21 protein-coding genes are annotated in these 24,961 nt (G+C 67.8%); 13 read left to right on the top strand and 8 right to left on the bottom strand.

The window, feature by feature from the left end:
* Positions 1 to 4 precede the first annotated feature (4 nt).
* The 13 genes from STARVERO_RS06795 (at position 5) to mazG (ending at position 14,031) form a co-directional block, all read left to right on the top strand.
* Positions 5 to 1,507, top strand: coding sequence for an aldehyde dehydrogenase (locus STARVERO_RS06795; RefSeq protein ID WP_159598320.1), 1,503 nt, complete (start codon positions 5 to 7; stop codon positions 1,505 to 1,507).
* 8 nt (positions 1,508 to 1,515) lie between these two features.
* Entirely contained in the window at positions 1,516 to 2,763 is a 1,248-nt protein-coding gene (locus tag STARVERO_RS06800; RefSeq protein ID WP_200837719.1) for a Zn-dependent hydrolase, read from the top strand.
* A gap of 6 nt (positions 2,764 to 2,769) precedes the next feature.
* Positions 2,770 to 3,354, top strand: a complete 585-nt coding sequence (locus tag STARVERO_RS06805; protein WP_244616632.1) for a cupin domain-containing protein — start codon at positions 2,770 to 2,772, stop codon at positions 3,352 to 3,354.
* 126 nt (positions 3,355 to 3,480) lie between these two features.
* Positions 3,481 to 4,740 carry a cysteine desulfurase-like protein gene (locus tag STARVERO_RS06810; protein ID WP_159598322.1) on the top strand — a complete coding sequence of 420 codons (1,260 nt, stop codon included), beginning with the start codon at positions 3,481 to 3,483 and terminating at the stop codon, positions 4,738 to 4,740.
* A gap of 92 nt (positions 4,741 to 4,832) precedes the next feature.
* Entirely contained in the window at positions 4,833 to 5,462 is a 630-nt protein-coding gene (locus STARVERO_RS06815) for a trimeric intracellular cation channel family protein (protein WP_144343506.1), read from the top strand.
* A 299-nt stretch (positions 5,463 to 5,761) separates the two neighbouring features.
* Positions 5,762 to 6,814 (top strand): septal ring lytic transglycosylase RlpA family protein, encoded by a 1,053-nt coding sequence (locus STARVERO_RS06820; RefSeq protein ID WP_159598323.1) that lies wholly within the window; start codon positions 5,762 to 5,764, stop codon positions 6,812 to 6,814.
* A 117-nt stretch (positions 6,815 to 6,931) separates the two neighbouring features.
* Positions 6,932 to 8,161 (top strand): D-alanyl-D-alanine carboxypeptidase family protein, encoded by a 1,230-nt coding sequence (locus STARVERO_RS06825; protein WP_159598324.1) that lies wholly within the window; start codon positions 6,932 to 6,934, stop codon positions 8,159 to 8,161.
* 2 nt (positions 8,162 to 8,163) lie between these two features.
* A complete protein-coding gene (tmk, locus tag STARVERO_RS06830; RefSeq protein ID WP_159598325.1) occupies positions 8,164 to 8,889 on the top strand; it encodes a dTMP kinase in 726 nt (241 codons plus the stop codon).
* Positions 8,886 to 9,920, top strand: coding sequence for a DNA polymerase III subunit delta' (locus tag STARVERO_RS06835; protein WP_159598326.1), 1,035 nt, complete (start codon positions 8,886 to 8,888; stop codon positions 9,918 to 9,920). The genes tmk and STARVERO_RS06835 overlap by 4 nt, the downstream gene beginning before the upstream one ends.
* 36 nt (positions 9,921 to 9,956) lie before the next feature.
* A complete protein-coding gene (gene metG / locus STARVERO_RS06840) occupies positions 9,957 to 11,513 on the top strand; it encodes a methionine--tRNA ligase (protein ID WP_159598327.1) in 1,557 nt (518 codons plus the stop codon).
* Positions 11,510 to 12,283, top strand: coding sequence for a TatD family hydrolase (locus STARVERO_RS06845; RefSeq protein WP_159598328.1), 774 nt, complete (start codon positions 11,510 to 11,512; stop codon positions 12,281 to 12,283). The genes metG and STARVERO_RS06845 overlap by 4 nt, the downstream gene beginning before the upstream one ends.
* 15 nt (positions 12,284 to 12,298) lie before the next feature.
* Positions 12,299 to 13,099: an MBL fold metallo-hydrolase gene (locus STARVERO_RS06850; RefSeq protein ID WP_159598329.1), complete on the top strand. Its 801-nt coding sequence runs from the start codon at positions 12,299 to 12,301 to the stop codon at positions 13,097 to 13,099.
* Positions 13,100 to 13,194: 95 nt separating this feature from the next.
* Positions 13,195 to 14,031, top strand: coding sequence for a nucleoside triphosphate pyrophosphohydrolase (mazG, locus tag STARVERO_RS06855; RefSeq protein ID WP_159598330.1), 837 nt, complete (start codon positions 13,195 to 13,197; stop codon positions 14,029 to 14,031).
* A gap of 13 nt (positions 14,032 to 14,044) precedes the next feature.
* Here mazG and hflX read toward each other — a convergent pair whose 3' ends face one another.
* The 8 genes from hflX to ntrC all read right to left on the bottom strand — a co-directional run bounded on the left by hflX (position 14,045) and on the right by ntrC (position 24,960).
* Entirely contained in the window at positions 14,045 to 15,442 is a 1,398-nt protein-coding gene (hflX, locus tag STARVERO_RS06860; protein ID WP_422802129.1) for a GTPase HflX, read from the bottom strand.
* A 2-nt stretch (positions 15,443 to 15,444) separates the two neighbouring features.
* Positions 15,445 to 15,696 (bottom strand): RNA chaperone Hfq, encoded by a 252-nt coding sequence (gene hfq / locus STARVERO_RS06865; protein WP_013166585.1) that lies wholly within the window; start codon positions 15,694 to 15,696, stop codon positions 15,445 to 15,447.
* Between the two features lie 208 nt (positions 15,697 to 15,904).
* The gene (locus STARVERO_RS06870) at positions 15,905 to 16,765 is read right to left on the bottom strand and encodes a D-amino-acid transaminase (RefSeq protein ID WP_159598331.1); all 861 of its coding nucleotides are present in this window, start codon (positions 16,763 to 16,765) and stop codon (positions 15,905 to 15,907) included.
* Positions 16,766 to 16,786: 21 nt separating this feature from the next.
* Positions 16,787 to 18,235, bottom strand: a complete 1,449-nt coding sequence (locus tag STARVERO_RS06875; protein ID WP_159598332.1) for a TrkH family potassium uptake protein — start codon at positions 18,233 to 18,235, stop codon at positions 16,787 to 16,789.
* Positions 18,236 to 18,248: 13 nt separating this feature from the next.
* Positions 18,249 to 19,625, bottom strand: coding sequence for a Trk system potassium transporter TrkA (gene trkA, locus STARVERO_RS06880; RefSeq protein WP_144343494.1), 1,377 nt, complete (start codon positions 19,623 to 19,625; stop codon positions 18,249 to 18,251).
* A 119-nt stretch (positions 19,626 to 19,744) separates the two neighbouring features.
* The gene (ntrX, locus tag STARVERO_RS06885) at positions 19,745 to 21,112 is read right to left on the bottom strand and encodes a nitrogen assimilation response regulator NtrX (RefSeq protein WP_144343493.1); all 1,368 of its coding nucleotides are present in this window, start codon (positions 21,110 to 21,112) and stop codon (positions 19,745 to 19,747) included.
* 14 nt (positions 21,113 to 21,126) lie between these two features.
* Complete coding sequence (locus STARVERO_RS06890) at positions 21,127 to 23,388, bottom strand: sensor histidine kinase NtrY-like (RefSeq protein WP_159598333.1); 2,262 nt, start codon at positions 23,386 to 23,388, stop codon at positions 21,127 to 21,129.
* Positions 23,389 to 23,514: 126 nt separating this feature from the next.
* Complete coding sequence (gene ntrC / locus STARVERO_RS06895) at positions 23,515 to 24,960, bottom strand: nitrogen regulation protein NR(I) (RefSeq protein WP_144343491.1); 1,446 nt, start codon at positions 24,958 to 24,960, stop codon at positions 23,515 to 23,517.
* Position 24,961 lies beyond the last annotated feature (1 nt).

Below are 24,961 nucleotides of genomic sequence, written 5' to 3' on the forward strand. Positions count from 1 at the left end.
CATCATGACCGAACCGCTATCCGAGAGGACTCCCTCCGACTGGAAGACGCTGGCCGCCGGACTGCGCATCCGCTCGCAGGCCTTCATCGACGGGCGCTTCCGCGACGCCGCCGACGGCCGGACCTTCGAGACGGTCAACCCGGCGACCGGGGTGAAGATCGCCGACATCGCCGCCTGCGATGCCGCCGATGTCGACCTCGCCGTCGCCGCCGCGCGGCGCAGCTTCGAGGCCGGCGTGTGGTCGCGGCGCGATCCCACCGAGCGGCGGCGCGTGCTGGTGCGGCTCGCCGACCTGATCCTCGCCCATGGCGAGGAACTCGCGCTGCTCGAGACGCTCGACATGGGCAAGCTGCTGCGCGATTCCGCGACGCTGGACATCCCCACCTCCGCCGAGGTCTTCCGCTGGTACGGCGAGGCCTGCGACAAGCTGAACGGCGAGGTGGTGCGAGCGGGCGAGGGGGCCTTCGCGCTGATCGACCGCGAGCCGGTCGGCGTGATCGGCGCGGTGGTGCCGTGGAATTTCCCGCTCAAGATGGCGGCCTGGAAATGCGCCCCGGCGCTCGCGGCGGGCAACAGCGTCATCCTCAAGCCCGCCGAGCAGTCGCCGCTCACCGCCCTGCGCCTTGCCGAACTCGCCGCCGAGGCCGGCATTCCCGATGGCGTGTTCAACGTGCTGCCGGGCTTCGGCCATGAGGCGGGGCAGGCGATCGGCCTGCATGAGGGCATCGACTGCGTGGCCTTCACCGGATCGACGGAGATCGGCAAGAGGTTCCTCACCTATGCCGGCGCCTCCAATATGAAGCGCATCTGGCTGGAATGCGGTGGCAAGAGCGCCAACCTCGTCTTCCCGCAGACGAAGGACCTCGACCGAGCCGCCGGCTTCGCCGCACAGGGCATCTTCTTCAATCAGGGAGAAGTCTGCTCGGCGACCTCCCGCGTCTTCGTGCACCGCTCCATCGCCGAGGCATTTACCGAGCGCCTGCTGGCGAAGGTCGACGCCTACCGGCCCGGCGACCCGCTCGATCCGGCGTCCGGCATGGGCGCCATGGTGACGGAAGAGCACACGCGCCGCGTCATGGACTACATCGCCATCGGCAGCGAAAGCGCCACGTTGGCTTGCGGCGGCGAACGGGTGCTGACGGAAACCGGCGGCTGCTTCGTCGCCCCGACCGTTTTCACCGGCGTCGACCCGCTCTCGCGGATCGCGCGCGAGGAGGTGTTCGGCCCGGTGCTCGCCATTTCGACCTTCGAGGACGAGGCGGAGGCGGTCCGGCTCGCCAATGACTCCATCTATGGCCTCGGTGCCTCCGTGTGGACGGACGACCTGGGGCAGGCGCACCGCGTCGCACGCGCGCTGCATGTCGGTTCGGTCAGCGTCAACACCGTCGACGCGGTGGATGTGCGCACGCCCTTCGGCGGTGTGAAGCAATCCGGCAGCGGGCGCGACCTCTCGCTGCATGCCTTCGACAAGTACACCGACCTGAAGACGACCTGGATTTCGCTATGAACGCGCATGTGAGGCCGCCTCGCCTGACGGATGGCGACCGGCTGTGGTCGAACCTCATGACGATGGCCGAGATCGGCGCGCTGCCGCATGGCGGCTGCTGCCGGCTCGCGCTGACCGACGAGGACCGGCAGGCCCGCGACCTCTTCGTGCGTTGGGCGCGCGAAGCGGGCTGCGAGGTGAGCGTCGATCCGTTCGGCAACATCTTCGCCACCCGTCCCGGCCGGTCGCGCGACGCCGCCCATGTGCTGGTCGGCAGTCATCTCGACACCCAGCCGCATGGTGGACGCTTCGACGGCGTCCTCGGCGTCCTGGCCGGGCTGGAGACGGTGCGTGCGCTGAACGAACTCGGCGTGGAGACAGAACACGCCGTGACGGTGGTCAACTGGACGAACGAGGAGGGCGTGCGCTTCTCGCCCGGCCTGACCGGTTCCGGCGGCTTCGTGGGCGCCATCCGCTCCTACGACACCTCGGCGATCAGCGGCGTCGGCGGCGTGCCCTTCTATCCGGAGCTTCACCGCACCGGCTATGGCGGCTCGACCCGGCTGACGGCGCGCATCGCCGGCTATTACGAGCTCCATATCGAACAGGGGCCGGTGCTCGAGCGGGCAGGGGTCTCCGTCGGCGTTGTCGAAGGCGTGCAGGGCGTTCGGTGGCTGTCGGTGGACTTCACCGGGGAGGACCGCCATGCGGGCACTACGCCCGCGCGCGACCGGCGCGACGCCTTCATGGCGGCGGCGCGGCTCGCGGTCGACATGCGAACCGCCGCGCTGGCGCTCGATGACGCCTTCCGCATCACCTTCGGCCGCGTCAGCGTCGAGCCCGGCTCGATCAACACCGTGCCGGGCCGTGTGAACATGACGGTCGACCTGCGCCATTCGGAAGTCAGCCACCTCGACCGCATCGACGAGGCTATTCGCCGAGAAGTCGTTGCCCTGCACGGAACGGAAGGGGTGGAGGGCACGGTCGAGCGGCTGATGGACGTCGCCCCCGTACGCTTCGATCCGGCGATGCAGGCGAACATCGAGACCTCGGCGGCTGAGCTCGGCATCGCGACCAGCCGCCTGCCGAGCGGGGCGATGCATGATGCCAGCAATCTGGCGACCGTGGCGCCGAGCGCCATGATCTTCGTACCGTCGCGCGACGGTATCAGCCACAATGAGAATGAGTGGACCGATCCAATCCATGTCGCCGACGGCTGTGAGGTTCTGGCACGGGCCGTGCTGCGCCATGCGATGGGAGATATGGGACCGCACTGAGGGGGAATGATGGAAACGCCCGACGCCAATGTCAGGATCGGCGCCAAACTCAAACATGCCCGGCTTCTGATGGGCCTGAGCCTCAGCGAGCTCGGCCAGCGTGTCGGCGTCACCGAAGGCTATCTGTCAAAGCTAGAGAACGGGCGTTCGCAGGCATCCCTCGCGACGTTGCACAAGCTGGTGCAGGCGCTGGACACCAATATGAGCACGCTCTTCGCCGCCGCGCCCGAGGGGGAGGGAGCGGTGACGGTCGTGCGCGCCAAGGAACGCCCACGACTGGAGACGGGGCATCTGCGCGCCGGCAACCAGGTCGTGCTGGAGCGGCTGGTGCCGCACCGGCCTGACCAGCTCCTGCAGATCAACATCCACGTCATCCCCTCCGGCGGCGGCAGCCCGGACTTCATCAGCCATGGCGGGCAGGAGTTCGGTTATGTGCTGGCCGGCGCCTTCACGCTGGTCGTCGACGGGCATGAGCGCGCGCTGAGTGAGGGGGATTCGTTCTATTTCGACTCCTCCCTCCCGCACGGCTACCGAAACGATGGGGAGGCGGAGGCGCGGGTGCTGTGGGTGAACACGCCCCCCACCTTCTAGCGTCGGGCCGCGATCGTCAGCATCGCGCCTGTCGGTCAAGTATATATCCATTTAGGAAAGTTGCTTGACTTAACCGAGGTCGCTGCCTAAGCAGGAAGCCTCATTCCCCTCAGCGCGAGAATGCTCATGGCCTACGATGTGCAGGATGTCCGGCGGCAGTTTCCCGGGCTCGCCCGCGAGCGCGACGGCAAGCCGGTCGCCTTCCTCGACAATCCGGCGGGCACGCAGGTGCCGCTTTCGGTGGTCGATCGCATGGCGGCGGCCATGCTGCACACGAACAGCAATCTCGGCGGCTATTTCGACACCTCCGTCGAGGCCAGCGAGCTCGTCGCCAAGGCCCACCGCGCCGCCGCCACGCTGGTGAACGCTGCGGAGACCGGGGAGGTGTTCTTCGGCCAGAACATGACGACGCTGACCTTCGCCATGTCGCGCAGCATCGGCTCGCTCCTGAAGGAAGGCGACGAGATCGTCCTCTCCCGCATGGACCACGACGCCAATGTCGCCCCCTGGCTGATGCTGGCGGAGGACAAGGGCCTCGTGGTGCGCTGGCTCGACTTCTCACCGGAGACCTACGAGTTCGACCTCGCCGATCTCAAGGCGCTGATGAACGAGCGCACGCGCCTCGTCGCCGTATGCTACGCCAGCAACGTGACCGGCACGATCAACGACATCGCCGCCATCTCGGCCATCGCGCACGAGGCGGGAGCACTGGTCTATGTCGACGCGGTCCAGTACGCGCCGCACGGCCTCATCGACGTGCAGGCGCTCGGCTGCGACTTCCTCGTCTGCTCCGCCTACAAGTTCTTCGGCCCGCATTACGGCATCTTCTGGGGCCGGCGCGAGGTGCTGGACCGGCTGCGCCCCTACAAGGTGCGCGCCGCCTCCAACGATCTGCCCTGGCGCTTCACCACCGGCACCACGAACCGCGAGCAGCTCGCCGGCGTGCATGCGGCGATCGATTACATCGCCGGCCTGTCGCGCTTCGACGCGGGAACCGCCGGCACGGCGGGGCTGCGCGAGAAGCTCGCGGCGGGCTTCAAGGTGATGAAGCAGCACGACGACATGCTCACCCAGCGGCTGATCGACGGCCTGAAACCGTTCAACCGCGTGCGCATCCTCGGCATCACCGATCCGGCGGCGATCGGCCGGCGTGTCTCGACCGTCAGCTTCTTCGTCGAGGAGGCGTCGTCGGCGGACCTCGTGAAGTCCTGGGCGGCCGATGGCCTTCAGGTCTGGAGCGGGCACAATTACGGACTCGAAGCCAACCGGCGGCTCGGCATTCTCGACCTCGGCAGCGGCATCCGCGTCGGGCCGGTACATTACAATACGGCCGAGGAAATCGACCGGGTGATCGGCGCCGTCGACCGGTCGCTGGGCGGCCGCTAGCGGCCCGGCGCGCCGGATCGCCCTAGAATGCCCCGACGAATCGGCCGCCCGCCGAACCCCGGCGCGGCGGCCACGACCGGAGGGCAGCGGGCATGGATTCGGCGGCATTGCTTCACATCCTCTACCTCGTCGCCATCGTCGCCGAGGCGATGACCGCCGCGCTGGCCGCGGGGCGGCGGCAGATGGACTGGGTGGGCGTCTACCTGCTCGGCTGCATCACGGCGCTGGGCGGCGGCTCGGTGCGGGATGTGCTGCTGAACCGCTATCCGCTCTCGTGGGTCGAGCATCCGATCTATCTCGTGCTGACCGGCGGGGCAGCGCTGGCGACCATCGCCATCGCCCGCCACATGCGCCATCTGCGGCGGCTGTTCCTGTTCCTCGACGCCGTCGGCCTCGTGGTCTTCACGGTGATCGGCTGCAACATCGCGATGGGGCTCGGCATGCCCGTGATCATCGTCGTCGCCGCCGGGATGATCACCGGCTGCGTGGGCGGCGTCCTACGCGACATACTCTGTGCCGACGTGCCGCTGCTGTTCCGTGCCGAACTCTATGCCACCGTCTCCATAGTGACTGGCGGAATCTATGTTGCTGGCCAGCAGACCGGCATTCCGCACGAGGTGCTGATGGGCCTCGCCATGGCGACCGGGCTCGCCCTGCGCCTGCTCGCGCTGCGCTTCGGCTGGAGCATGCCGAAATTCGTCTACACCGATCAGCTCCACTAGGCGCTCCGTTCGGTGCATAGCCACGACGCAGCGACATGCAACCACAAGGCGAATTCGAGGCAGACACGTGACACCAGTGCCATGCCTTGCGTGGATTGCTCTTGCCCTGCCGTTACTTACCCTTCGTTCACCATAACAGCCGACGCGCCCCATTTTCGCCTCACTGAGGCAGCCTCCTGAGAGACAAGGAGTGGGATCGTCGGTATTCTGTCGCGATCTCGGGTGAGGTGCGCCTCCGCCTGTCCGGACGATGAACGAGCCGGACGGAAGGGCAGGGCGCTCACGATTGGTTGGGGTGCATGGGGACGTTTCCAGTTTTTGCTCGTGCCGGCGGCACGTGGGTGGCAAACGGAACCGCCGCCCGGATCGGCCGGGTCGTCGCGCTCTGCGGCGTGGGCCTCCTGGTCGCCAACTGCAATGGCGGTTCCAAGCTCACCAGCAAGATCGACCCGAAATACGGCGTCTCCGCCAGCCCGCGCGTCGTGGCGGCCGGTCAGCCGGTGCCGAAGGGCGGTGGCACCTATCGCGTCGGCAAGCCCTATGTCGTCGCCGGCAAGACCTACGTTCCCACGGAATCGACCAATTATCGCGCCGAAGGTCTCGCCTCCTGGTACGGCGATGACTTCCACGGCCGCCTGACCGCCAACGGCGAAGTCTTCGACATGCACTCCATCGCCGCGGCGCATCCGACGCTGCCGATGCCTTCCTATGTGCGCGTCACCAACATGGCGAACGGCCGTTCCATGGTGGTGCGCGTCAACGATCGCGGGCCGTATCACGGCAACCGCGTGATCGACGTGTCGCAGCGCGCGGCCGACCTGCTCGGCTTCAAGAATCGCGGCACGGCCCGCGTCCGGGTCGAATATGTCGGCCGGGCGCCGCTGGAAGGCTCCGACGATATCCAGCTCGCCTCCACGCTTCGCCAGAACGGCCAGCCGGCCCAGATGTCCGGCGTGATGGTCGCCTCCGCCGGCTCCATGCGCGGCGTCGCCCCGACCGGCGATGTGCCGGTGCCTTCGGGCCGCCCGTTCGATCTGGGCAACGGCGACGAGATGGCCGCCGCCCCGACGGCGGTGCGTACGGCCGCGATGGCTCCGGCACGCGTCGCCAGCAAGCCTCGCCCGGCGCCCGTCGTAGCCGCCGCTCCGGCTCCTCGCGTTGCCCCGGCTCCCGCTCCCGCCGTGCAGGTGGCGAGCCTGCAGCCGCCGGTGCGCGCGCCGAAGCCGGCACCTGCCGCCGCTCCCGCCCAAGCCGGCATGCCCGCGGGCTGGGTTGTCGGGCCGCAGCCGGTCCTCGGCTATGCCGAGACCGGTGCCGAGATGACCGCCGACTCCGGGCGCGGTCTTTACTGATCCTTCCAAACCCCGCGCCTCGCGGGGTTTCTTTTCCTCCGGCCACGCCGCCGCCGAGGAGCCGCATTGCAGCGGCCTCCGCCGGCTGCTAACTCTGCCGGGGGAGGGTTGTTGAGCATGCTGAGCATGATAGGCCCCAACCGGCACCTGTCCGGCCTGCCGATCATCCGCCGGATAGCCTGCGCCGCGCTCCTCGTCGTCGGCCTCGCTGCCCTTGCCATACCCGCGCGTGCCCAGTCGCAGCCGGACATCGCCTCTCCGCAGGCCATCCTCGTCGATTTCGAGAGCGGCTCCGTGCTGTTCGAGCGCGCGGCGGATACGTCGAGCCCGCCCGCGAGCATCGCTAAGATGATGACCATGGCGGTCGTCTTCCGCGAGATCGCCGAGGGGCGAGTATCGCCCGATACCGAATACAAGGTCAGCGAATACGCCTGGCGGCGGGGCGGGGCGCCTTCTGGCGGTGCCACCATGTTCGCGGCCCTGAACAGCCAGATCAAGGTCAGCGACCTGCTGCGGGGCGCCATCGTGCCTTCCGGCAACGACGCCGCCATCGTGCTCGCCGAGGGCATGGCCGGCAACGAACTGGCCTTCACCGTGAAGATGAACGAGGAGGCCAAGCGCCTCGGCCTCACGGGCTCGTCCTTCGTCAATGTCAGCGGCCTGGCCGATCCGGCCCAGAAGACGACGCCGCGCGACATGGCGAAGATCGCCGCGCACATCATCCGCAGCTATCCCGACCTCTACAAGATCTACAGCGAGCCGGACTTCCTCTGGAGCAAGATCCGTCAAAGCAACCGCAATCCACTGCTCGGCATGAGCCTTGGCGCGGACGGCTTCGTGACCGGCTACCAGAAGGACGCCGGCTATAACCTCGTCGGTTCCGCGATCCAGAACGGTCAGCGGCTGATCGTCGTCATCATGGGCTCCAAGACCGAGAAGGAGCGGGCCGAGGATGCCCGCCGGCTGCTCGAATGGGGCTTCCGTTCCTTCGAGTCGCGCCTGCTCTTCCAGTCGGGGCAGGTGGTCGGCGAGGCAACGCTCTATGGCGGGGCGCGGGGCGGGGCACCGCTGGTCGGTACGGGACCGATCTATGTGCTGGTATCGCGCACCGGCGACGAGAAGGTCACCGCGCGCATCCGCTACGAGGGTCCGATTCCCGCTCCGGTCGAAAAGGGGGCGGTGCTCGCGCGGCTACAGGTCTATCGCGGTGATCAGCTCGCGCTGGACGTGCCGCTGGCCGCGGCGGAAACCGTGCCGCAGGGGCCCCTGTGGCGGCGGGCGATGGATGGAGCCTACGAGCTGGTCGTGAGCCTGCTGCGTCAGGGCTACGCCAAGCTGACGGGCTGAACATGCCGCCTCGCAGGATCGACACGCCCGCAAACGCCGCTGCCGAGATAACGCCGGCGCGCGTCCGGCGCAAGCCTGGCCGTTTCATCACCTTCGAAGGCGGGGAGGGCGCCGGCAAGTCCACGCAGGTGCGCCGGCTGCAGGAGCGTCTCGCCTCCATGGGTATCGACGCCGTGGCGACGCGCGAGCCGGGCGGCTCGACCGGCGCCGAGATCGTCCGCCATCTCATCCTTTCCGGCGCCGCCAAGCCTCTCGGGCCATTGGCCGAGGCCGCCCTGTTCGCCGCCGCCCGCGCCGATCATCTCGACGCGACGATCCGGCCGGCACTGGCCCGTGGGGCCTGGGTGGTCTGCGACCGTTTCGCCGACTCGACACGAGTCTATCAGGGAGCGCTCGGCAATATCGATCCCCGCCTGATCGCGGCGCTGGAGACGGTGACGGTGGGCGAGACCAAACCCGACCTGACCATCATCCTCGACATACCGGCGGAGGAGGGGCTGGCGCGAGCCACGGCCCGTTCAGGCATCGCGGCCGACCGTTTCGAAAGCGAGGGGCTGAGCTTTCACCGCAGCCTGCGCGATGCTTTCCGGGAACTCGCCGAGGCCGAGCCCGAACGCTGCGTGCTGATCGATGCGCGCGGCGATGCGGATACGGTCGCGAGCACCGTCTGGAGCGCGGTCCGCCAGCGGCTCAAGCCTGTCGCGCGCCGCCGGAGTGCCGCCACGTGAGCGAAGTAGCCCTGGAGGCCGACCGCTTCGGCACGGCACCCTCACCGCGGGAGAACCGGCGCCTCATCGGCCATGACGAGGCGCAGGCTCTTGTGCGCGCCGCATGGGATGCCGGCCGCCTGCCGCACGCCCTGCTCCTCGGCGGTGCCGAAGGCGTGGGCAAGGCGACGCTGGCCTATGCCATCGCGCGCTTCGTGCTTTCCGGCGGGGCAGCGCCCGCCCATTCCATCACCGTCGACCCCGACCATCCGGCTGCGCGACAGGTCACGGCCCTCTCCCATCCCGATCTTCTGGTGTTGCGCCGCACGCCCTCCGACAGCGGCAAGCTGCCGGCGACCATCCCGGCGGAGACCGTGCGGCGGGTGCGCAGCTTCTTCGGCTCCACCGCCGCGCTGGGCGGCTGGCGTGTCTGCATCGTCGACACGCTGGACGAGATGAACGTCCAGGGCGCGAACGCATTGCTCAAGACGCTGGAGGAACCGCCAGCGCGCGCCCTGTTCCTGCTGGTGAGCCATGCACCCGGCCGCCTGCTGCCGACCATACGCTCGCGCTGCCGCATGGTGAACCTGCGGCCGCTGACGGGGGAACAGGTGGTGGAGGCGCTGGCGAACCTCGCTCCCACCATGCCGGACCTCGACCGCGACCGCTTCGCCGAGGCGGCGGACGCTTCGGGCGGCAGCGTGCGCGAGGCATTGGCGCTGCTCTCCGGTGACGGGCTGGCGGTGCGCAACGCGACCAACGTGCTGCTGGAGGGCCTTCCCGACATCGACCCCAAGGCGCTGCACACGCTCGGCGAGCGGCTTCAGGGCGACCGGGGAGGGGCGCTGGAGAGCTTCGTCGGCACCGTCGAGAGATGGATCAGCGACCACGCCACGGGCCGCCGCCAGACCGCCTCCGTGCGCCTTGCACGCCTGCCGGAGGTGTGGGAGAAGGTTCGCCGCGCCGCGGTCGACGCCGACGTCTACAATCTCGACCGCAAGACCCTCGTCTTTCGGATCTTCGCGTCGCTCAACGAGGCCCTGCGCCCCTGACCGGAGCGGAAGCCGGACACGCCGCAGGAAGCGACCTTGAAGCCCGCCTTCTACATCACCACCGCCATCGATTACCCCAACGGCTCGCCGCATATCGGCCACGCCTATGAGAAGATCGCGTCCGACGCCATCGCCCGCTTCAAGAAGCTGGACGGCTACGACGTCTTCTTCCTCACCGGCACCGACGAGCACGGGCTGAAGATGGCGCAGACGGCCGAGAAGCAGGGGCTGACGCCGTTCGAGTGGGCGACCAAAAATGCTACACGCTTCAAGGAGATGGACGCACTTCTTGGCGTAGATTACGATCGCTTTATCCGCACCACGGACGAGGACCACATCGCCTCCTCGCAGGAAATCTGGCGCCGCATGGTGGAAAGCGGCGACATCTATCTCGGCGCCTATTCCGGCTGGTACTCCGTACGCGACGAAGCGTATTATGCAGAGGACGAGACCACGGTGAACGCCGATGGCGTGCGTCTCGGCCCGCAGGGCACGCCGGTGGAGTGGACCGAAGAGAAGAGCTATTTCTTCCGCCTCTCGGCCTATCAGCAGAAGCTGCTCGACTATTATGACGCTCACCCGGACTTCATCCGCCCGGACGTGCGGCGCAACGAGGTGACGAGCTTCGTCAGGGGTGGCCTGCAGGACCTCTCGATCAGCCGCACGACCTTCACCTGGGGCATTCCCGTGCCGGACGCGCCCGAGCATGTGATGTATGTGTGGGTCGACGCGCTCACCAACTACATCACGGGCGTCGGCTATCCCGACACGGCGAGCGAGAGCTTTAGGCGCTACTGGCCGGCGAACCTGCACGTCATCGGCAAGGACATCATCCGCTTCCATGCCGTGTACTGGCCGGCCTTCCTGATGTCGGCCGGGCTGGAGCCGCCGAAGACGGTGTTCGCCCACGGCTTCATCCATAACCGCGGGGAGAAGATGTCGAAGTCGGTCGGCAACGTGATCGACCCCTTCGATCTCGCCAAGGCCTACGGCGTCGACGCGCTGCGCTATTTCCTGCTGCGCGAGATTCCCTTCGGCCAGGACGGCTCCTACAGCCACGAGGCCATCGTTGCGCGCACCAATGCCGACCTCGCCAACGACCTGGGCAACCTGGCGCAGCGCTCGCTGTCCATGATCGCCAAGAACCTCGGCGGCACGCTGCCGGCGCCCGGCCCGCTCTCGGCCGACGACGCGGAAATCCTCGCCAGCGCCGACGCCATGGGCGCCAGGGTGCGCGAGGCAATGGACGGCCAGCAGATCCATCACGCGCTCGGCGCGATCTGGCAGGTCGTGGCCGACGCCAACCGCTATTTCGCCGGTGCGGCGCCGTGGGAGCTGCGCAAGACCGACCCGGAACGCTTCGGCACCGTGCTGTGGACGACCGCAGAGGTGATCCGGCAGGTGGCGCTGCTCGCCCAGCCCTTCATTCCGGTGAGCGCCGGCAAGTTGCTGGACCTGCTGGCGCTTTCCCCGGACGCGCGCGGCTTCGCCAGCCTCGGTGACGCCGGCCGGCTCAAGGGCGGTACGCTGCTGCCGGCGCCGGCGCCGGTCTTCCCGCGCTATGTCGAGCCCGAGGCCTCGGAGCCGGCATGATCGTCGACAGCCATTGCCATCTCGATTTCCCGGACTTCGCGGCGGAGCTCGACGCGGTCGTCGCGCGGGCGCGGGCGGCGGGTGTCGGCCGCATGGTCACGATCGGCACCCGCGTACGCCGTTCCGGGGAGGTGAGGGCGATCGCCGAGCGCTTCGACGACGTGTTCTGCTCCGTCGGCACCCACCCGCACAATGCCGGCGAGGAAGCCGACGTCACGCTCGACGAACTGCTGCGCGAGGCGGACCATCCCAAGGTGGTCGCCATCGGCGAGGCCGGGCTCGACTACCATTACGATACGGCGCCGCGCGAGGCGCAGCATGCCGGTTTCCGCCTGCATATCGAGGCGGCGCGCCGCACCGGCCTGCCGCTCGTCATCCACGCCCGCGAGGCGGATGACGACGTGGCGGCGATCCTCGAGGAGGAAAGCGCCCGGGGCGCGTTCGCCTTCGTGCTGCACTGCTTTACCGCCGGGCCGGAACTCGCCCGCCGCGCGGTGGCGCTGGGCGGCTACGTGTCGTTTTCCGGCATCCTGACCTTCAAGTCCGGCGCGCCGCTGCGCGAGATCGCCGCTGCGCTGCCGGCCGACCGCATCCTGGTGGAGACGGACGCGCCCTATCTCGCGCCCAATCCTTGGCGCGGAAAGCGCAACGAGCCTTCCTATGTCGTCGAAACGGCCCGTATACTCGCGGAGACGCGCGGCGTGTCCATCGAGGACATCGCCGCGCTGACCACCGGAAACTTCTTCCGTCTCTTCTCCCGCGCATCCTGAAGGCTCATCCACGCCATGGCGCTTACCTTCACCATCCTCGGCTGCGGCTCCTCCGGCGGGGTGCCGCGAGTCGGGCAGGGGTGGGGCGCCTGCGATCCGGCGGAGCCCCGCAACCGCCGTCGGCGCTGCTCCATGCTGGTGGAGCGTTTCGAGCCGGATGCCGGGCAGCCGACGCGCCTGCTGATCGACACCTCGCCCGATCTGCGTGAGCAATTGCTCGATGCCGAGGTCGACCGGCTCGACGGCGTACTGTTCACCCACGAGCATGCCGACCACACGCATGGCATCGACGACCTGCGCCCGCTGACCATCATGCACCGCAAGCGCATTCCGGTGCATGTGGATGCGGAGACCTCGGCGATCCTGCACCAGCGGTTCGGTTACTGCTTCGAGACGCCGCCCGGCAGCGACTATCCGCCGATCCTGGCCGAGCACCGTTTCCGGGCCGGCGACACGATCGCGGTGGATGGTCCGGCCGGCGTCATCGAGGCGACGGCGTTCCGCCAGTACCACGGCGCCATCACGTCCTATGGCTTCCGCATCGGCGGACTCGCTTATTCGAGCGACCTGCACGACCTGCCGGACGACAGCCTGGCGTATCTCGCCGATCTCGACCTGTGGATCGTCGACGCGCTGCGCATCGCGCCGCATCCGACGCATTTCTCGCTGAGCGAGGCGCTGGCCTGGATCGAGCGGCTGAAGCCGCGCCGCGCCGTTCTGACCAACCTGCACACAGATCTCGACTATCGTACGCTGGCGCGCGAACTTCCGGAAGGCGTGACGCCGGCTTATGACGGCATGAAAATCACACTCTGACAGCCTGTTAGGGCGCAACGCTCATGTCAAACGGCGTCGAAAATCATGGATATGTTTTCCATAATATGTCTTATGCGACTCATGGAGACCCGGACTTGAGGCCCTCCCGTGACATCCAGCACCTGCTCGACATCATGGCGGCATTGCGCACGCCGGAGACTGGCTGCCCCTGGGATCTGGAGCAGGACTTCTCCTCCATCGCGCCGTACACGATCGAGGAAGCCTATGAGGTGGCGGACGCGATCGCGCGCCATGATCTCGATGATCTGTGCGACGAACTGGGCGACTTGCTCCTGCAGGTGGTCTTCCACGCGCGGATGGCGCAGGAGCGCGATGCCTTCGACTTCGGCGATGTCGTGCTGGCGATCACCTCGAAGATGATACGCCGCCATCCGCACGTCTTCGGCGGCGCACGCGGACGCGCCGTGGCGGCCGTCAATGCGGCCTGGGATGAGATCAAGGCCGAGGAGAAGGCCGAGCGTACCGCGCGGCGTGCCCGCCACGGCCTGCCGCCGGAACCCGAAGGAGGGCGCACGCTCGATGGCGTGCCAGTGGGAGCACCTGCCCTCACCCGCGCTGTGAAGCTCCAGACCAAGGCCGCCCGTGTCGGCTTCGACTGGCCGGATGTCCGGCCGGTACTCGACAAGATCCGCGAGGAGATCGACGAGGTCGAGGCGGAGATCACTGCCGGAGATCGCGAAGCCGCCGCCGGAGAGATTGGCGACCTGCTGTTCGCGCTCGCCAATCTCGCCCGCCATCTCGATATCGACCCGGAAGCGGCGCTGCGTGGCACGAACCAGAAATTCGTCCGCCGCTTCGCCTATATCGAGGACCGGCTGGCCGACGAAGGCCGGCGCCCAGCCGAAGCGAGCCTCGATGAGATGGAAGCGCTCTGGCAGGCGGCGAAGACGAACGCCGCGCCGAACGAATAGGGCCGGGCCGCGCTCAGCCGCCCCCTGCCCCTTTGATGCGGCGGGCGCCGAAGCGGCGCTCAATATGCTCGGCACGGTCCGGCGGCACGCGCACGGCGAGATGCAGCTTTCCGTCGGAATCCTCCCGACGCTCCAGCACCTCGCTGTGTCGATAGAGCCAACTCAATCCGCCGCCATCCGTCGCGTCGAGATCCACCCTCAGGCTGACGCGCTCCCGCGAAAGACGCTGGGAGATGCCCGCGAGGAGGGCGTCCATCCCCTCCCCGGTCAGTGCCGAGACGGGGATCGGCCGCGCATCGCCCTCGCGCCGCGACGCAGTGTTGAACAAGCTCGCCTTGCCCTCGTCGTCCAGACGGTCGATCTTATTCCATACCTCGATGAGGCGGTGATCGTCGTCCGGATCGATGTCGAGATCGGACAGGACGGCCTCGACGTCACGCGCCTGCGCCTCGGCGTCCTCATGGGACATGTCACGCACATGCAGGATGAGATCGGCCTCGATGACCTCTTCCAGCGTGGCGCGGAAGGCGGCGACGAGTTGCGTCGGCAGATCGGAGATGAAGCCGACGGTATCGGACAGGATCACCCGCTCGCCGGAGGGCAGCTGAACCGCGCGCAGCGTCGGGTCGAGCGTGGCGAAGAGCAGGTCCTGCGCCATCACGTCGGCACGGGTCAGCCTGTTGAACAGCGTCGATTTGCCGGCATTGGTGTAGCCGACCAGCGCGACGACCGGATAGGGCACCTTCTTGCGGCTGGCGCGATGCAGCGCGCGGGTGCGCTTCACCTGCTCCAGCTCGCGCTCGATCTTGACGATGCGCTCGCCGATGAGCCGCCGGTCGGCCTCGATCTGCGTCTCACCGGGACCGCCGAGGAAGCCGAAGCCGCCGCGCTGGCGCTCAAGGTGCGTCCAGGACCGGACCAGACGGCTGCGCTGGTAGTTGAGATGGGCGAGCTCGACCTGCAGCACGCCCTCCTTGGTGCGAGCGCGCTGACCGAAGATCTCCAGAATGAGAGCTGTCCGGTCGATGACCTTGGCAGACCACGCCTTTTCGAGGTTGCGCTGCTGCACCGGGCTCAGCGGGGCGTCGACGAAGACCAGCCCCGCCTCCTCCGCCTTCACGATGCCGGCAATCTCCTCGACCTTGCCTCCGCCGAGATAGGTCGCGGGACGCACCTGGGAAAGGCCGACCAGCTGGCTGGACACCACCTTGAGATCGATGGCGAGGACGAGGCCGACCGCCTCGTCGAGCCGCGCCTCGGGCGAACGGCGGAGGTCGTCCTCCCCTGCCCCGCGGCGCGTGAGATGAGGCACGACCACGACGACGCGGGTCGCGTCGCCATCGGCGCCATGCTCCGGTGGAAGGCCGGCATCACGTCCGGCCGGCGACCGCCGGGAACCCTTAAGCTCCAAATTCAGCCCTTCTCGCCGGTCTCGTCCGGTTCGAACAGCTGAACCGGATGCCCGGGCATGATGGTCGAGATGGCGTGCTTGTAGACGAGCTGCGAATGGCCGTCCCGACGCAGCAGCACGCAGAAATTATCGAACCAGGTGACGACCCCCTGGAGCTTCACACCGTTGACCAGAAAGATGGTGAGCGGCGTCTTGTTCTTGCGGACGTGGTTGAGGAAGGTGTCCTGGAGGTTCTGGGAACGTTCCGCGGCCATGGTTTTTTTGATCCGTTTGTTTGTTGTTGCTCGTAGTCGGCGCGGTCGCCTTCACCCTTGCGCCCCGTCCGGGGGCGGACATGCATGAAGACGTGCAGCGTAAGCATGGCACACCATGCCTATCGCGCAAGAAGCTTTCGCCAAGTTGGCTCGACTTGGCAAGTCCCTTCGTCGGCGTGGAGCTTTACCCCCAACCCCTTCGCCGGAATCAGCGGGCGATCTCGGCAACCTTGTGAAAGTTCTCGCGCAGGGCGCGCGCCACCGGCCCCGGCTTGCCGTCTCCAATGGACTGGCCGTCGATTCGCACCACCGGCGTGGCGAAGTTCGTTGCCGAGGTCACGAACGCCTCACGCGCGCCGAGCGCCTCCTTGACGGTGAAGGCACGTTCCTCAACGCGCAGCTGGAGCTTTTCGGCGACTTCCATTATCACCGTGCGTGTGATGCCGCGCAGGATGCCGCTCTCCGCCGGGCGGGTCACCAGCTTGCCGTCCCCGGTCACGATCCAGGCGTTGGTGGAGCCGCCTTCCGTGACATTGCCGTCGCGGTCGACGAACCAGGCCTCGCGCGCGCCGGCCTGCCGGGCCGCCTCCTTGGCAAGGACGTTGGGCAGCAGGCCAACCGTCTTGATGTCTACCCGCTCCCAGCGATTGTCCGGCACGGTGATGATGGCGATCCCCTGTGCCGCCACCGCCTCGCCCTTGGCGGGATCGGCCGCTCGGGCGGTTACCACGATGGACGGCGGCGTCTCCGGATCGGGGAAATAGTGGTCGCGGCGCGCCACGCCGCGCGTGACCTGCAGGTAGACGAAACCGTTGCGCACCCGGTTGCGCCGCACCGTCTCGCGCAGCACCACGCCAAGCGCCGCCAGCGGCATGGGCAGGCGGATACGAATCTCGTTCAGCGAGCGCACGAGGCGCTCCATGTGACGGCGCTCGTCCACCATGTGGCCGCCGCGCACCTCGCACACCTCATACACGCCGTCGGCGAACTGATAGCCGCGATCCTCGACATGCACGACCGCTTCGGCGTGCGGCACATAAAGTCCATTCACATAGGCGATGCGCGACATCAGGGTTCCATTCCCGCGGCGTCACCGCCGCCACAGCGCGAAATTGGCGAGCCCCAGCACGACAAGGATCTCCAGCCGGCCGAGAATCATGGCGAGGGCGAGTATAATCTGCGCGTAGGCCGGCAGAGCGCCCCATTCAGGCCAGACCACCCCCTCCTGCCAGCCGACCGGGTAGATGGGGCCGACATTGCTCAGCGCGGCGACGATGGAGACGAAGGCCGCCTCGAAGCTCGGCATGGCCGGCGCGATGGCGGCGGAGAGCGCGGCGATCACCGTGCAGGCGACGCCGAACATGATCCAGATCGCCTTCATCATCTGCAGCGTCACGTTCTGCTGCCCCAGCCGGCGCGGACGCACCGCATTGGGATGGACCAGCCGCTCAAGCTCGCGGAAGCTCTGCAGGAACATGATCCCGGCCCGGTAGATCTTGATGCCGCCGGCGGTGGAGAAGCTCGCGCCGCCGATGAACACCACCGCGATGATGAGGGTGAGCGGCAGGCTGGCGAAGGCACCGCCATGCGGCTCGATGCCGGTGGTCGTCACCAGCGAGACCGCCGTGAACAGGCCGTCCTCCAGCGCCATGGGCAGGGAGAGGCCGCCGTAGGGCGTGCGGTAGCCGATGGCGGCGGCGATGATGCCCAGGCCAAAGCACAGGCCGAGCAGCGCGAGGTTCTCGTACTGGCCGAAAGCGAGCCGGAAACGGCGCGACAGCAGCATACGATGCCAGAGCACGCTGGTGCCGCCGATCAGCATGAAGACGATCAGCACCATCTTCACCGCGAAGTGTCCATAGGCGGCGATGCCGTCCGGATCGGGCAACAGGCCACCCGTCGACAACGCCGACCCGGCAAGGCCCAGCGCATCGAACATGTGCACGCCGGTCATGAACAGCAGCAGCGTGCAGAGCACCGTCGCGCCGAGATAGATGGGCAGGACCAGCCGGAGCGCGTCGTCGAGCGCGGTCTGCTCGGTCACGCCCAGCAGGTTCGTGCGGGCGCTGCGATCCGGCAGGCCGCCGATCCCCGCCGGTCCGAGGACGGCGACAAAACCGAGCAGGGTCAGCAGGCCGCCGGCCCATTGCAGCGTCAGCAGCCAGCCGAGCGTGGCGCGCGGGACGTTGTCGAGATCGTGTATCTGGATGGCACCTGTCGTGGTGAAGGCCGATACCGCTTCGAGCCAGGCGGCCATCGGGCCGAGGGAGGTGGTGGCAGCGATCGGAACCGCCGCGATGACGGGAACGCCAAGCCACACGACGAGGAGCAGCCCGTAGGCGGCGAGCCGGTCCAGCCGCCCGCCGCGGTTGCGCACCGCCAGATACATGGCGCCGGCACCGAACACGGTGAGCACCGCCGTCAGCAGAAACACGTCGGCGCCGGGCTCGTTGCGGAACAGCGAGACCAGCGCGGCGAGCAGTAGGAAGCCGGCCATCACTCCGGCGGTGAGCGCGCTGTGGCGGACGACCGCGATCATCTCGTCCCGCCTCTCAGAAGAATTCCAGGCTCACCCGGAAGAGCTGCTCCACCCGTTTGACCTTGTCGGCGAGGGCGAACATCACCACCCGGTCGCGGGCCTGGATGACGGTGTCGCCGCGCGGCAGCAGCACCCTCCCCGCCCGGATCACCGCGCCGATCCGCATGCCGTCGAACAGGTCGAGCTGCTTGAGCGGCTTGCCGACCAGCGGCGAGGTCTCCAGCGCCTCCGCCTCGATTACCTCGCCCGCGCCGTTCAGCAGCGAATGGACGCCACGGATGCGGCCCTTGCGGACATATTGCAGGATCTTGGAGACGGTGATCTGGCGCGGGTTCACATAGGCGTCGATGCCCAGTCCGCGCGCGAAGGCCGGATAGGCGGGATCGTTGAGCAGCGACAGCATGCGCTTGGCGCCAAGCTCGCGCGACAGCAGGCAGGACAGGATGTTGACCCGGTCGTCATTGGTGACGGCGATCACCGTGTCGGCATCGCCGACTGCGGCCTCCTCCAGAATGCTGCGGTCGAGCGCACTGCCGCGAAGGACCACCGTACGCGACAGCTCCTGAGCGATAGACTCCGCCCGCTCGGCGCTGTCCTCGATGATCTTCACGCGCGCCTTCGGATTGCGCTGTTCCAGCTCCCGCGCGACGTAGAGACCGATATTGCCGCCACCGCCAATGACGATGCGCTGCGCCGGCGGCTCGTCGTGGCCGAAGATCGACAGCGTGCGGCTGACCTGATCGCTCTGGGCGACGAAGTAAGCGAGATCACCGGCGAGCAGCGCGTCGGTGGAGCGCGGGACGAAGGTCTTGCCGTTGCGGTTCACCGCCACGACGACCGCCCGCAGGTCCGGGAACAGGTCGGTGAGCTGGCGCAGCGGCGTGTCGAGGACCGGACAATCCTCCTGGCAGCGCACGCCGACCACCACGACATTGCTGTCGCCGAAGCTCACCGTGTCGACCGCCCCCGGCAGAGAGAGGCGACGCAGCACCATTTCGCCGACTTCCAGCTCCGGTGAGATCACGACGTCGATCGGCAGATGATCGCGCGAGAACAGGTCACGCCAGTGGCCCTGCAGATAGCTTTGCGCGCGCACACGAGCAATCTTCGTCGGCACATCGAACAGCGCGTGACCGACCTGGCAGGCGATCATGTTGACTTCGTCGTGCAAGGTCACGGCGATCAGCATGTCCGCCGCCTCGAGCCCCGCGCGGGCGAGCACGTCGGGATGCGAGCCGTGGCCGACGAAGCCGCGCACGTCGAGCGTGTCGGTCACCGCCTGGATGAGGCGCGGCGAGGTGTCGATGATGGACACGTCGTTCTGCTCGGCGGCAAGCCGCTCGGCGATGCCGAACCCAACTTGCCCCGCCCCGCAAATGACGACCTTCATGAAAACCCCGCTCGAACCCGCCCGATAACGCCCGACCGGCGCCTTCGGCTCAACCTGCTCGATTCACTCTATAGCAGGTTCGCAGCCGGCCGGAGATGGATCATGCGAGGAGCAGGCGCTCAGCCGATGCCGAGCGCCTTGAGCTTGCGGTGCAGCGCCGAGCGTTCCATGCCGACGAACTCGGCCGTGCGCGATATGTTGCCGCCGAAGCGGCTGATCTGGGCAACCAGATACTCCCGTTCGAACACCTCGCGCGCATCGCGCAGCGGCAGGCCCATCAGATGCTCGCCGCCATTGCCGCTCGGCAGGCTGGGCACAAGCGAGCCGACATCCGGCGGCAGCATGTCCGCCGTCACCAGCGCCTCGGCGTCGCCGGAAGCGAGGATCAGCAACCGCTCGATGTTGTTGCGCAGCTGGCGCACATTGCCGGGCCAGTCATGCGACTGGAGCACGGCAAGCGCGTCGTCGGCGATGCGTCGGCGGGCAAGGCCGGTCGCCTGCGAGATGTGCTCGAGGAAGAACTCGACCAGTTCCGGCACATCCTCGCGACGCTCGGCCAGCGGGGGCACACGGATCGGTACCACTCCAAGGCGGTGATAGAGGTCTTCGCGGAACCGCCCTTCGGCGATCTCCTTCTCCAGATTGCGCGCCGTCGAGGAGATGATGCGCACGTCGACCGAGACGCGGGTCGCCCCGCCCACCCGAAGGAAATTCTGGTCGACCAGCACGCGCAGGATGCGATTCTGCGTCTCGCGCGGCATGTCGGCGATCTCGTCGATGAAGAGCGAGCCGCCATGCGCCTCTTCGAGCGCGCCGACCTGACGGCCCTGCCCGTCCGTCCCCTCGATGCCGAAGAGCTCGATCTCCATGCGCTCCGGCGTGATCGCCGCGGCGTTGATCACCACGAACGGCCCGCCGGCGCGCGAGGAGGCCGCGTGGATCATGCGGGCCGTCAGTTCCTTGCCAGAACCGGAGGGGCCGACGATCATGATGCGGCTGTTGGTCGGAGCCACGCGCTCGATCGACTGGCGCAGCTGGTTCATCACCGAGGAGCGGCCGACTAGCTGCTGCGCTACCGGGGTGCGCTGCTTCAGGTCGCGCACCTCGCGCTTCAGGCGCAGCGTCTCCAGCGCGCGCTCGGCCACGAGGATCAGCCGGTCCGAGTTGAACGGCTTCTCGATGAAGTCGTAGGCGCCCTGCTTGATGGCGGCGACCGCCGTCTCGATGGTGCCGTGGCCGGAGATCATCACCACCGGGACGTCCGGATGGTTCTTCCTGATGACCTCCAGAAGCTGCAGGCCATCGAGCTTCGAGCGCTCGATCCAGATGTCCAGGAAGACCAGATGCGGCCGGCGCGCCTCGATGGCGGCCAGCGCCTCGTCGCTGTCTTTGGCGGTGCGAGCGCTGTAGCCCTCATCCTCCAGGATGCCGGCCACCAGCCCGCGAATGTCGGCCTCGTCGTCGACGATCAGAATGTCGGTCGCCATGAAACCGTTCTCCTTCAGCCGGCCAGCCGGGCGGATGCCGCGTCGCCGTTGCCGTCATTGTGTGCGGTGGGGCCCCCGTCGCGCGCGAAGCGCAGGCGGATCCAGGCGCCACGTCCGTTCGGGGCATCGTCGAGTTCGATTCCGCCACCATGTTCTTCCATGATCTTCCCCACGATCGCGAGACCGAGCCCGGTGCCCTTCTCGCGGGTTGTCACATAAGGTTCCAGAAGCCGCGCCCGGTTTTCGGTCGGCAGGCCCTTGCCGTTGTCGATGACGTCGATCGTCACCATCCGTTCGTCCGCATGGACCGCCACCTGAATGCGCGGCGGCTCCATGCGTTCCTCAGGCGGTACGGCGCCGAGTGCCTCGGTGGCGTTCTTGATGATGTTGGTCAGCGCCTGCGAGATCAGCCGGCGGTCGAAGCGCGCGACCACCGGGTTCTCCGGCACGTCGAAGTCGATGGCGATGTCCGGATTGCCCACCCGCATGAGGAAGACCACCTGCCGCGCCGTCTCGCCGACGTCCTGCGCCTCGGCCACCGGCTTGGGCATGCGCGCGAAGGAGGAAAACTCGTCCACCATGCGGCCGATATCACCGACCTGGCGGATGATCGTCTCGGTGCACTGGTCGAAGACCTCGCGGTCTCCCTCGATCACCTTGCCGTACCGCCGGCGCAGCCGCTCGGCCGAGAGCTGGATCGGGGTGAGCGGGTTCTTGATCTCGTGGGCGATGCGGCGCGCCACGTCCGCCCAAGCGGAGGTGCGCTGAGCGACGACCAGCTCGGTGATATCGTCGAGCGTGACCACCCACCCATGCTCGGCCTCGCGCGACTGCTCGGTGGTGACGCGCACGGCGATCACGCGGTCGCGGCCACTGCGGGTCAGCGTCGTATTGCCCTGCACACTGCGCTCTCCAGCCTCCATCGCCTCGGCCAGCAAGGAGGAGATCTCTGGAATCACCGTGCCGAGCTCGCTGCCGAGCACTTCCGCCTCGACGACGCCAAGCAACTTCTCCGCCGGCCGGTTGATGATCGAGATGCGTCCGAGGGAATCGAGGCCGATTACACCCGCGCCAACGCCCGACAGCACCGCTTCGGTGAAGCGGCGGCGGGTATCGATCTGGTCGCGGGCCTGAACGAGGTCGTTGCGCTGGGTGCGCAGCTCCTGCGTCATCTTGTTGAAGGTCTCGGCAAGGCTCGACAGGTCGCCCTCGGTGCGGCGCACGGGCACCTCGACGAAGAGATTGCCGGCGGCGACGAGATCGGCGGCGCCGATGAGGCGGCGGATGGGGGCCACCAGCCGGTTGGCGAAATGGATGCCCAGCCACACCGCGCACAGTAGCACGGTGAGCGAGATCACCGCGTAGAGGACGGCGAAGGCGACCTGAACGCCGACGCGCTGCTGCTCGAGATTGCGGTAGTCGACGACCGCCGCCTGCGTCTCCTTGAGATAGTCGATGACCCGTGGATCGACGGCGCGCGCGACGTAGAGGTAGAGATCGCCGAACTCCTTCAGCGGGATGACCGCACCGACATAGTCGGCGTCGCCCGGCAGGTAGATCAGCGGCTGCTCCTCGGTCGCGTCCTTGAGCGCGAGGTTGGCCGGCACCACGAATTCGCGGCCGACCCGCAGCGTCGCCCGGTCGACGATGTTGAGATCCTTGTCGATGATCATCGCCGCGGGCAGGCCGCGCACCACAGACTGGGCGGTCAGCGCCTGCCGGAAGCGGCTGCGGTCCTGGTCCCACAGCGGGCGGATACGCTGCATGTCGCGCGCCATGCCGAGAATGTCGCCTCGGATCGAATAGGCATGCTCGCGCACATAGGTCTGCGCGACGGAGACCGCGTTGTCGACGATCGCGCGGGTACGCACCGAGAACCAGCGGTCGAGGCCCTTGTCGAGGGTGATGCTGGCGAGGATCGCCACCAGCAGCGCCGGCACAACCGCGACGACGCCGAACAGGCCGACGATGCGCACATGCAGCCGCGCGGCCGCCCTGCCCCGTCGCCGCGCCTTGACGATGCGCCAGACCTCGCGGCCGATGATGCCGATGAGGACCAGCGACATCACGCCGTTGAGGCACAGGACGGTGATGACCACTTCCTGCGAGGGCACCAGCGGCGTAATGCCGATGAGGATGATGAAGCTGGCCAGCGCCATGACGAGCGCCAGCAGCACCGCCAGCGGCGCGAGCCCCCAGAGGGAGAATCGGAAACCCATCGCGCCGAGGTCCAGCGCGTCGTCCCTGTTCGGCCCGCGAGTCGAAGCGTCGTTCATCCATCACCATGCCGGCGGGCCGGGAATCAGCCTGCCCCACTGATGCAGTGGTATGACACTGGTGCAAAAATGTGACATTGGCGACCACCTCCCCGCTTTATTCACGGGGGCGATGGAGCAACCGGATCAGCGGCTGGTGCGGATGATCTGGATGTCGAGGTCCCGGATCTTCTTGCGCAGCGTGTTGCGATTGAGCCCGAGAAGCTCCGCCGCCTTGATCTGGTTCCCGCGCGTCGCCGCCAGGGCGGCGGAAAGCAGCGGGTATTCCACGTCCTTCAGAATCCGGTGATAGAGGCCGGGAGGCGGCAGGTTCTCGCCGAAGCCACCGAAATAGGTGTTGAGGTGGCGCTCCACCGAGGAGGAGAGCGTCTCGTCCTGCCCGGTCTCCTCCGGCGCCGCGGTCGAAACCGGCGTCGACAGCTCGGCCTCGATGATGGAGGCGGTGATGATCTCCTGCGGATAGAGCGCGGCAAGGCGGCGGATCAGGTTCTCCAGCTCGCGCACGTTGCCCGGCCAGCGGTAGCGCTTGAGGCGGTCCAGCGCGGCGGCGTCGATCTGCTTGCGCGGCAGCCCCTCGCGCTCGGCCTGCAGGAAGAAGTGGCGCGCGAGGTCCGGCACGTCCTCGGCCCGCTCGCGCAGCGGCGGCAGGCGCAGCGGCACGACGTTGAGGCGGAAGAACAGGTCCTCGCGGAACAGGCCCTGCTGGATGAGGATGCGCAGATCCTTGTTGGTCGCGGCGACGATGCGCACGTCGGTCTTGATCGGCGTGCGGCCGCCGACGGTCGTGTACTCGCCCTGCTGGAGAACGCGCAGCAGGCGCGTCTGGGCTTCCATCGGCATGTCGCCGATCTCGTCGAGGAACAGCGTGCCGCCCTCGGCCTGCTCGAAACGGCCGGCAGAACGGGCATTGGCGCCGGTGAAGGCCCCTTTCTCGTGGCCGAACAGCTCGGACTCGATGAGGTCGCGCGGGATGGCCGCCATGTTGATGGCAACGAAGGGTCCGTTGCGGCGTTTGCCGTAATCGTGCAGCGCGCGCGCCACCAGTTCCTTGCCGGTACCGCTCTCGCCCGCGATCATCACCGTGAGATCGGTCTGCATCAGCCGCGCCAGCACACGGTAGATGTCCTGCATCGCCGGCGAGCGGCCGACCAGCGGAATGCTGTCGGCATCCTCGCCGAGGGTCTTCAGGGCATTCTCGGGCTTCTTCGGCTCGGACAGGGCGCGGCCGACGATGGAGATGAGCTCCTTCAGGTCGAAGGGCTTGGGCAGGTACTCGTAGGCGCCCTTCTCCGAGGCGCGGATCGCCGTCATGAAGGTGTTCTGCGCGCTCATGACGATGACCGGCAGGTCCGGCCGTACCTTCTTGATACGCGGGAGGAGATCGAAGGCGTTCTCGTCCGGCATCACCACGTCGGTGATGACGAGATCGCCGTCTCCCTGGCTGACCCAGCGCCAGAGGGTGGCCGCGTTGCCGCAGGAGCGCACCTCGTAGCCCGCCCGCGACAGCGCCTGATTGAGAACGGTGCGGATGGCGGCATCGTCATCGGCGACCAGAATGCTTCCCGTCGGCATG

The organism is Starkeya nomas, assembly GCF_902703545.1.
Taxonomy (GTDB): domain Bacteria; phylum Pseudomonadota; class Alphaproteobacteria; order Rhizobiales; family Xanthobacteraceae; genus Ancylobacter; species Ancylobacter moscoviensis.

What these genes read in the sequence shown, in the direction of transcription:
- STARVERO_RS06795 (WP_159598320.1), top strand. Translation starts at nt 5, where the DNA reads ATGACCGAACCGCTATCCGAGAGGACTCCCTCCGACTGGAAGACGCTG.
- STARVERO_RS06805 (WP_244616632.1), top strand. Translation starts at nt 2,770, where the DNA reads ATGATGGAAACGCCCGACGCCAATGTCAGGATCGGCGCCAAACTCAAA.
- STARVERO_RS06810 (WP_159598322.1), top strand. Translation starts at nt 3,481, where the DNA reads ATGGCCTACGATGTGCAGGATGTCCGGCGGCAGTTTCCCGGGCTCGCC.
- STARVERO_RS06815 (WP_144343506.1), top strand. Translation starts at nt 4,833, where the DNA reads ATGGATTCGGCGGCATTGCTTCACATCCTCTACCTCGTCGCCATCGTC.
- STARVERO_RS06820 (WP_159598323.1), top strand. Translation starts at nt 5,762, where the DNA reads ATGGGGACGTTTCCAGTTTTTGCTCGTGCCGGCGGCACGTGGGTGGCA.
- STARVERO_RS06825 (WP_159598324.1), top strand. Translation starts at nt 6,932, where the DNA reads ATGCTGAGCATGATAGGCCCCAACCGGCACCTGTCCGGCCTGCCGATC.
- tmk (WP_159598325.1), top strand. Translation starts at nt 8,164, where the DNA reads ATGCCGCCTCGCAGGATCGACACGCCCGCAAACGCCGCTGCCGAGATA.
- STARVERO_RS06845 (WP_159598328.1), top strand. Translation starts at nt 11,510, where the DNA reads ATGATCGTCGACAGCCATTGCCATCTCGATTTCCCGGACTTCGCGGCG.
- STARVERO_RS06850 (WP_159598329.1), top strand. Translation starts at nt 12,299, where the DNA reads ATGGCGCTTACCTTCACCATCCTCGGCTGCGGCTCCTCCGGCGGGGTG.
- hfq (WP_013166585.1), bottom strand. Translation starts at nt 15,696, where the DNA reads ATGGCCGCGGAACGTTCCCAGAACCTCCAGGACACCTTCCTCAACCAC.
- STARVERO_RS06870 (WP_159598331.1), bottom strand. Translation starts at nt 16,765, where the DNA reads ATGTCGCGCATCGCCTATGTGAATGGACTTTATGTGCCGCACGCCGAA.
- STARVERO_RS06875 (WP_159598332.1), bottom strand. Translation starts at nt 18,235, where the DNA reads ATGATCGCGGTCGTCCGCCACAGCGCGCTCACCGCCGGAGTGATGGCC.
- trkA (WP_144343494.1), bottom strand. Translation starts at nt 19,625, where the DNA reads ATGAAGGTCGTCATTTGCGGGGCGGGGCAAGTTGGGTTCGGCATCGCC.
- ntrX (WP_144343493.1), bottom strand. Translation starts at nt 21,112, where the DNA reads ATGGCGACCGACATTCTGATCGTCGACGACGAGGCCGACATTCGCGGG.
- STARVERO_RS06890 (WP_159598333.1), bottom strand. Translation starts at nt 23,388, where the DNA reads ATGAACGACGCTTCGACTCGCGGGCCGAACAGGGACGACGCGCTGGAC.
- ntrC (WP_144343491.1), bottom strand. Translation starts at nt 24,960, where the DNA reads ATGCCGACGGGAAGCATTCTGGTCGCCGATGACGATGCCGCCATCCGC.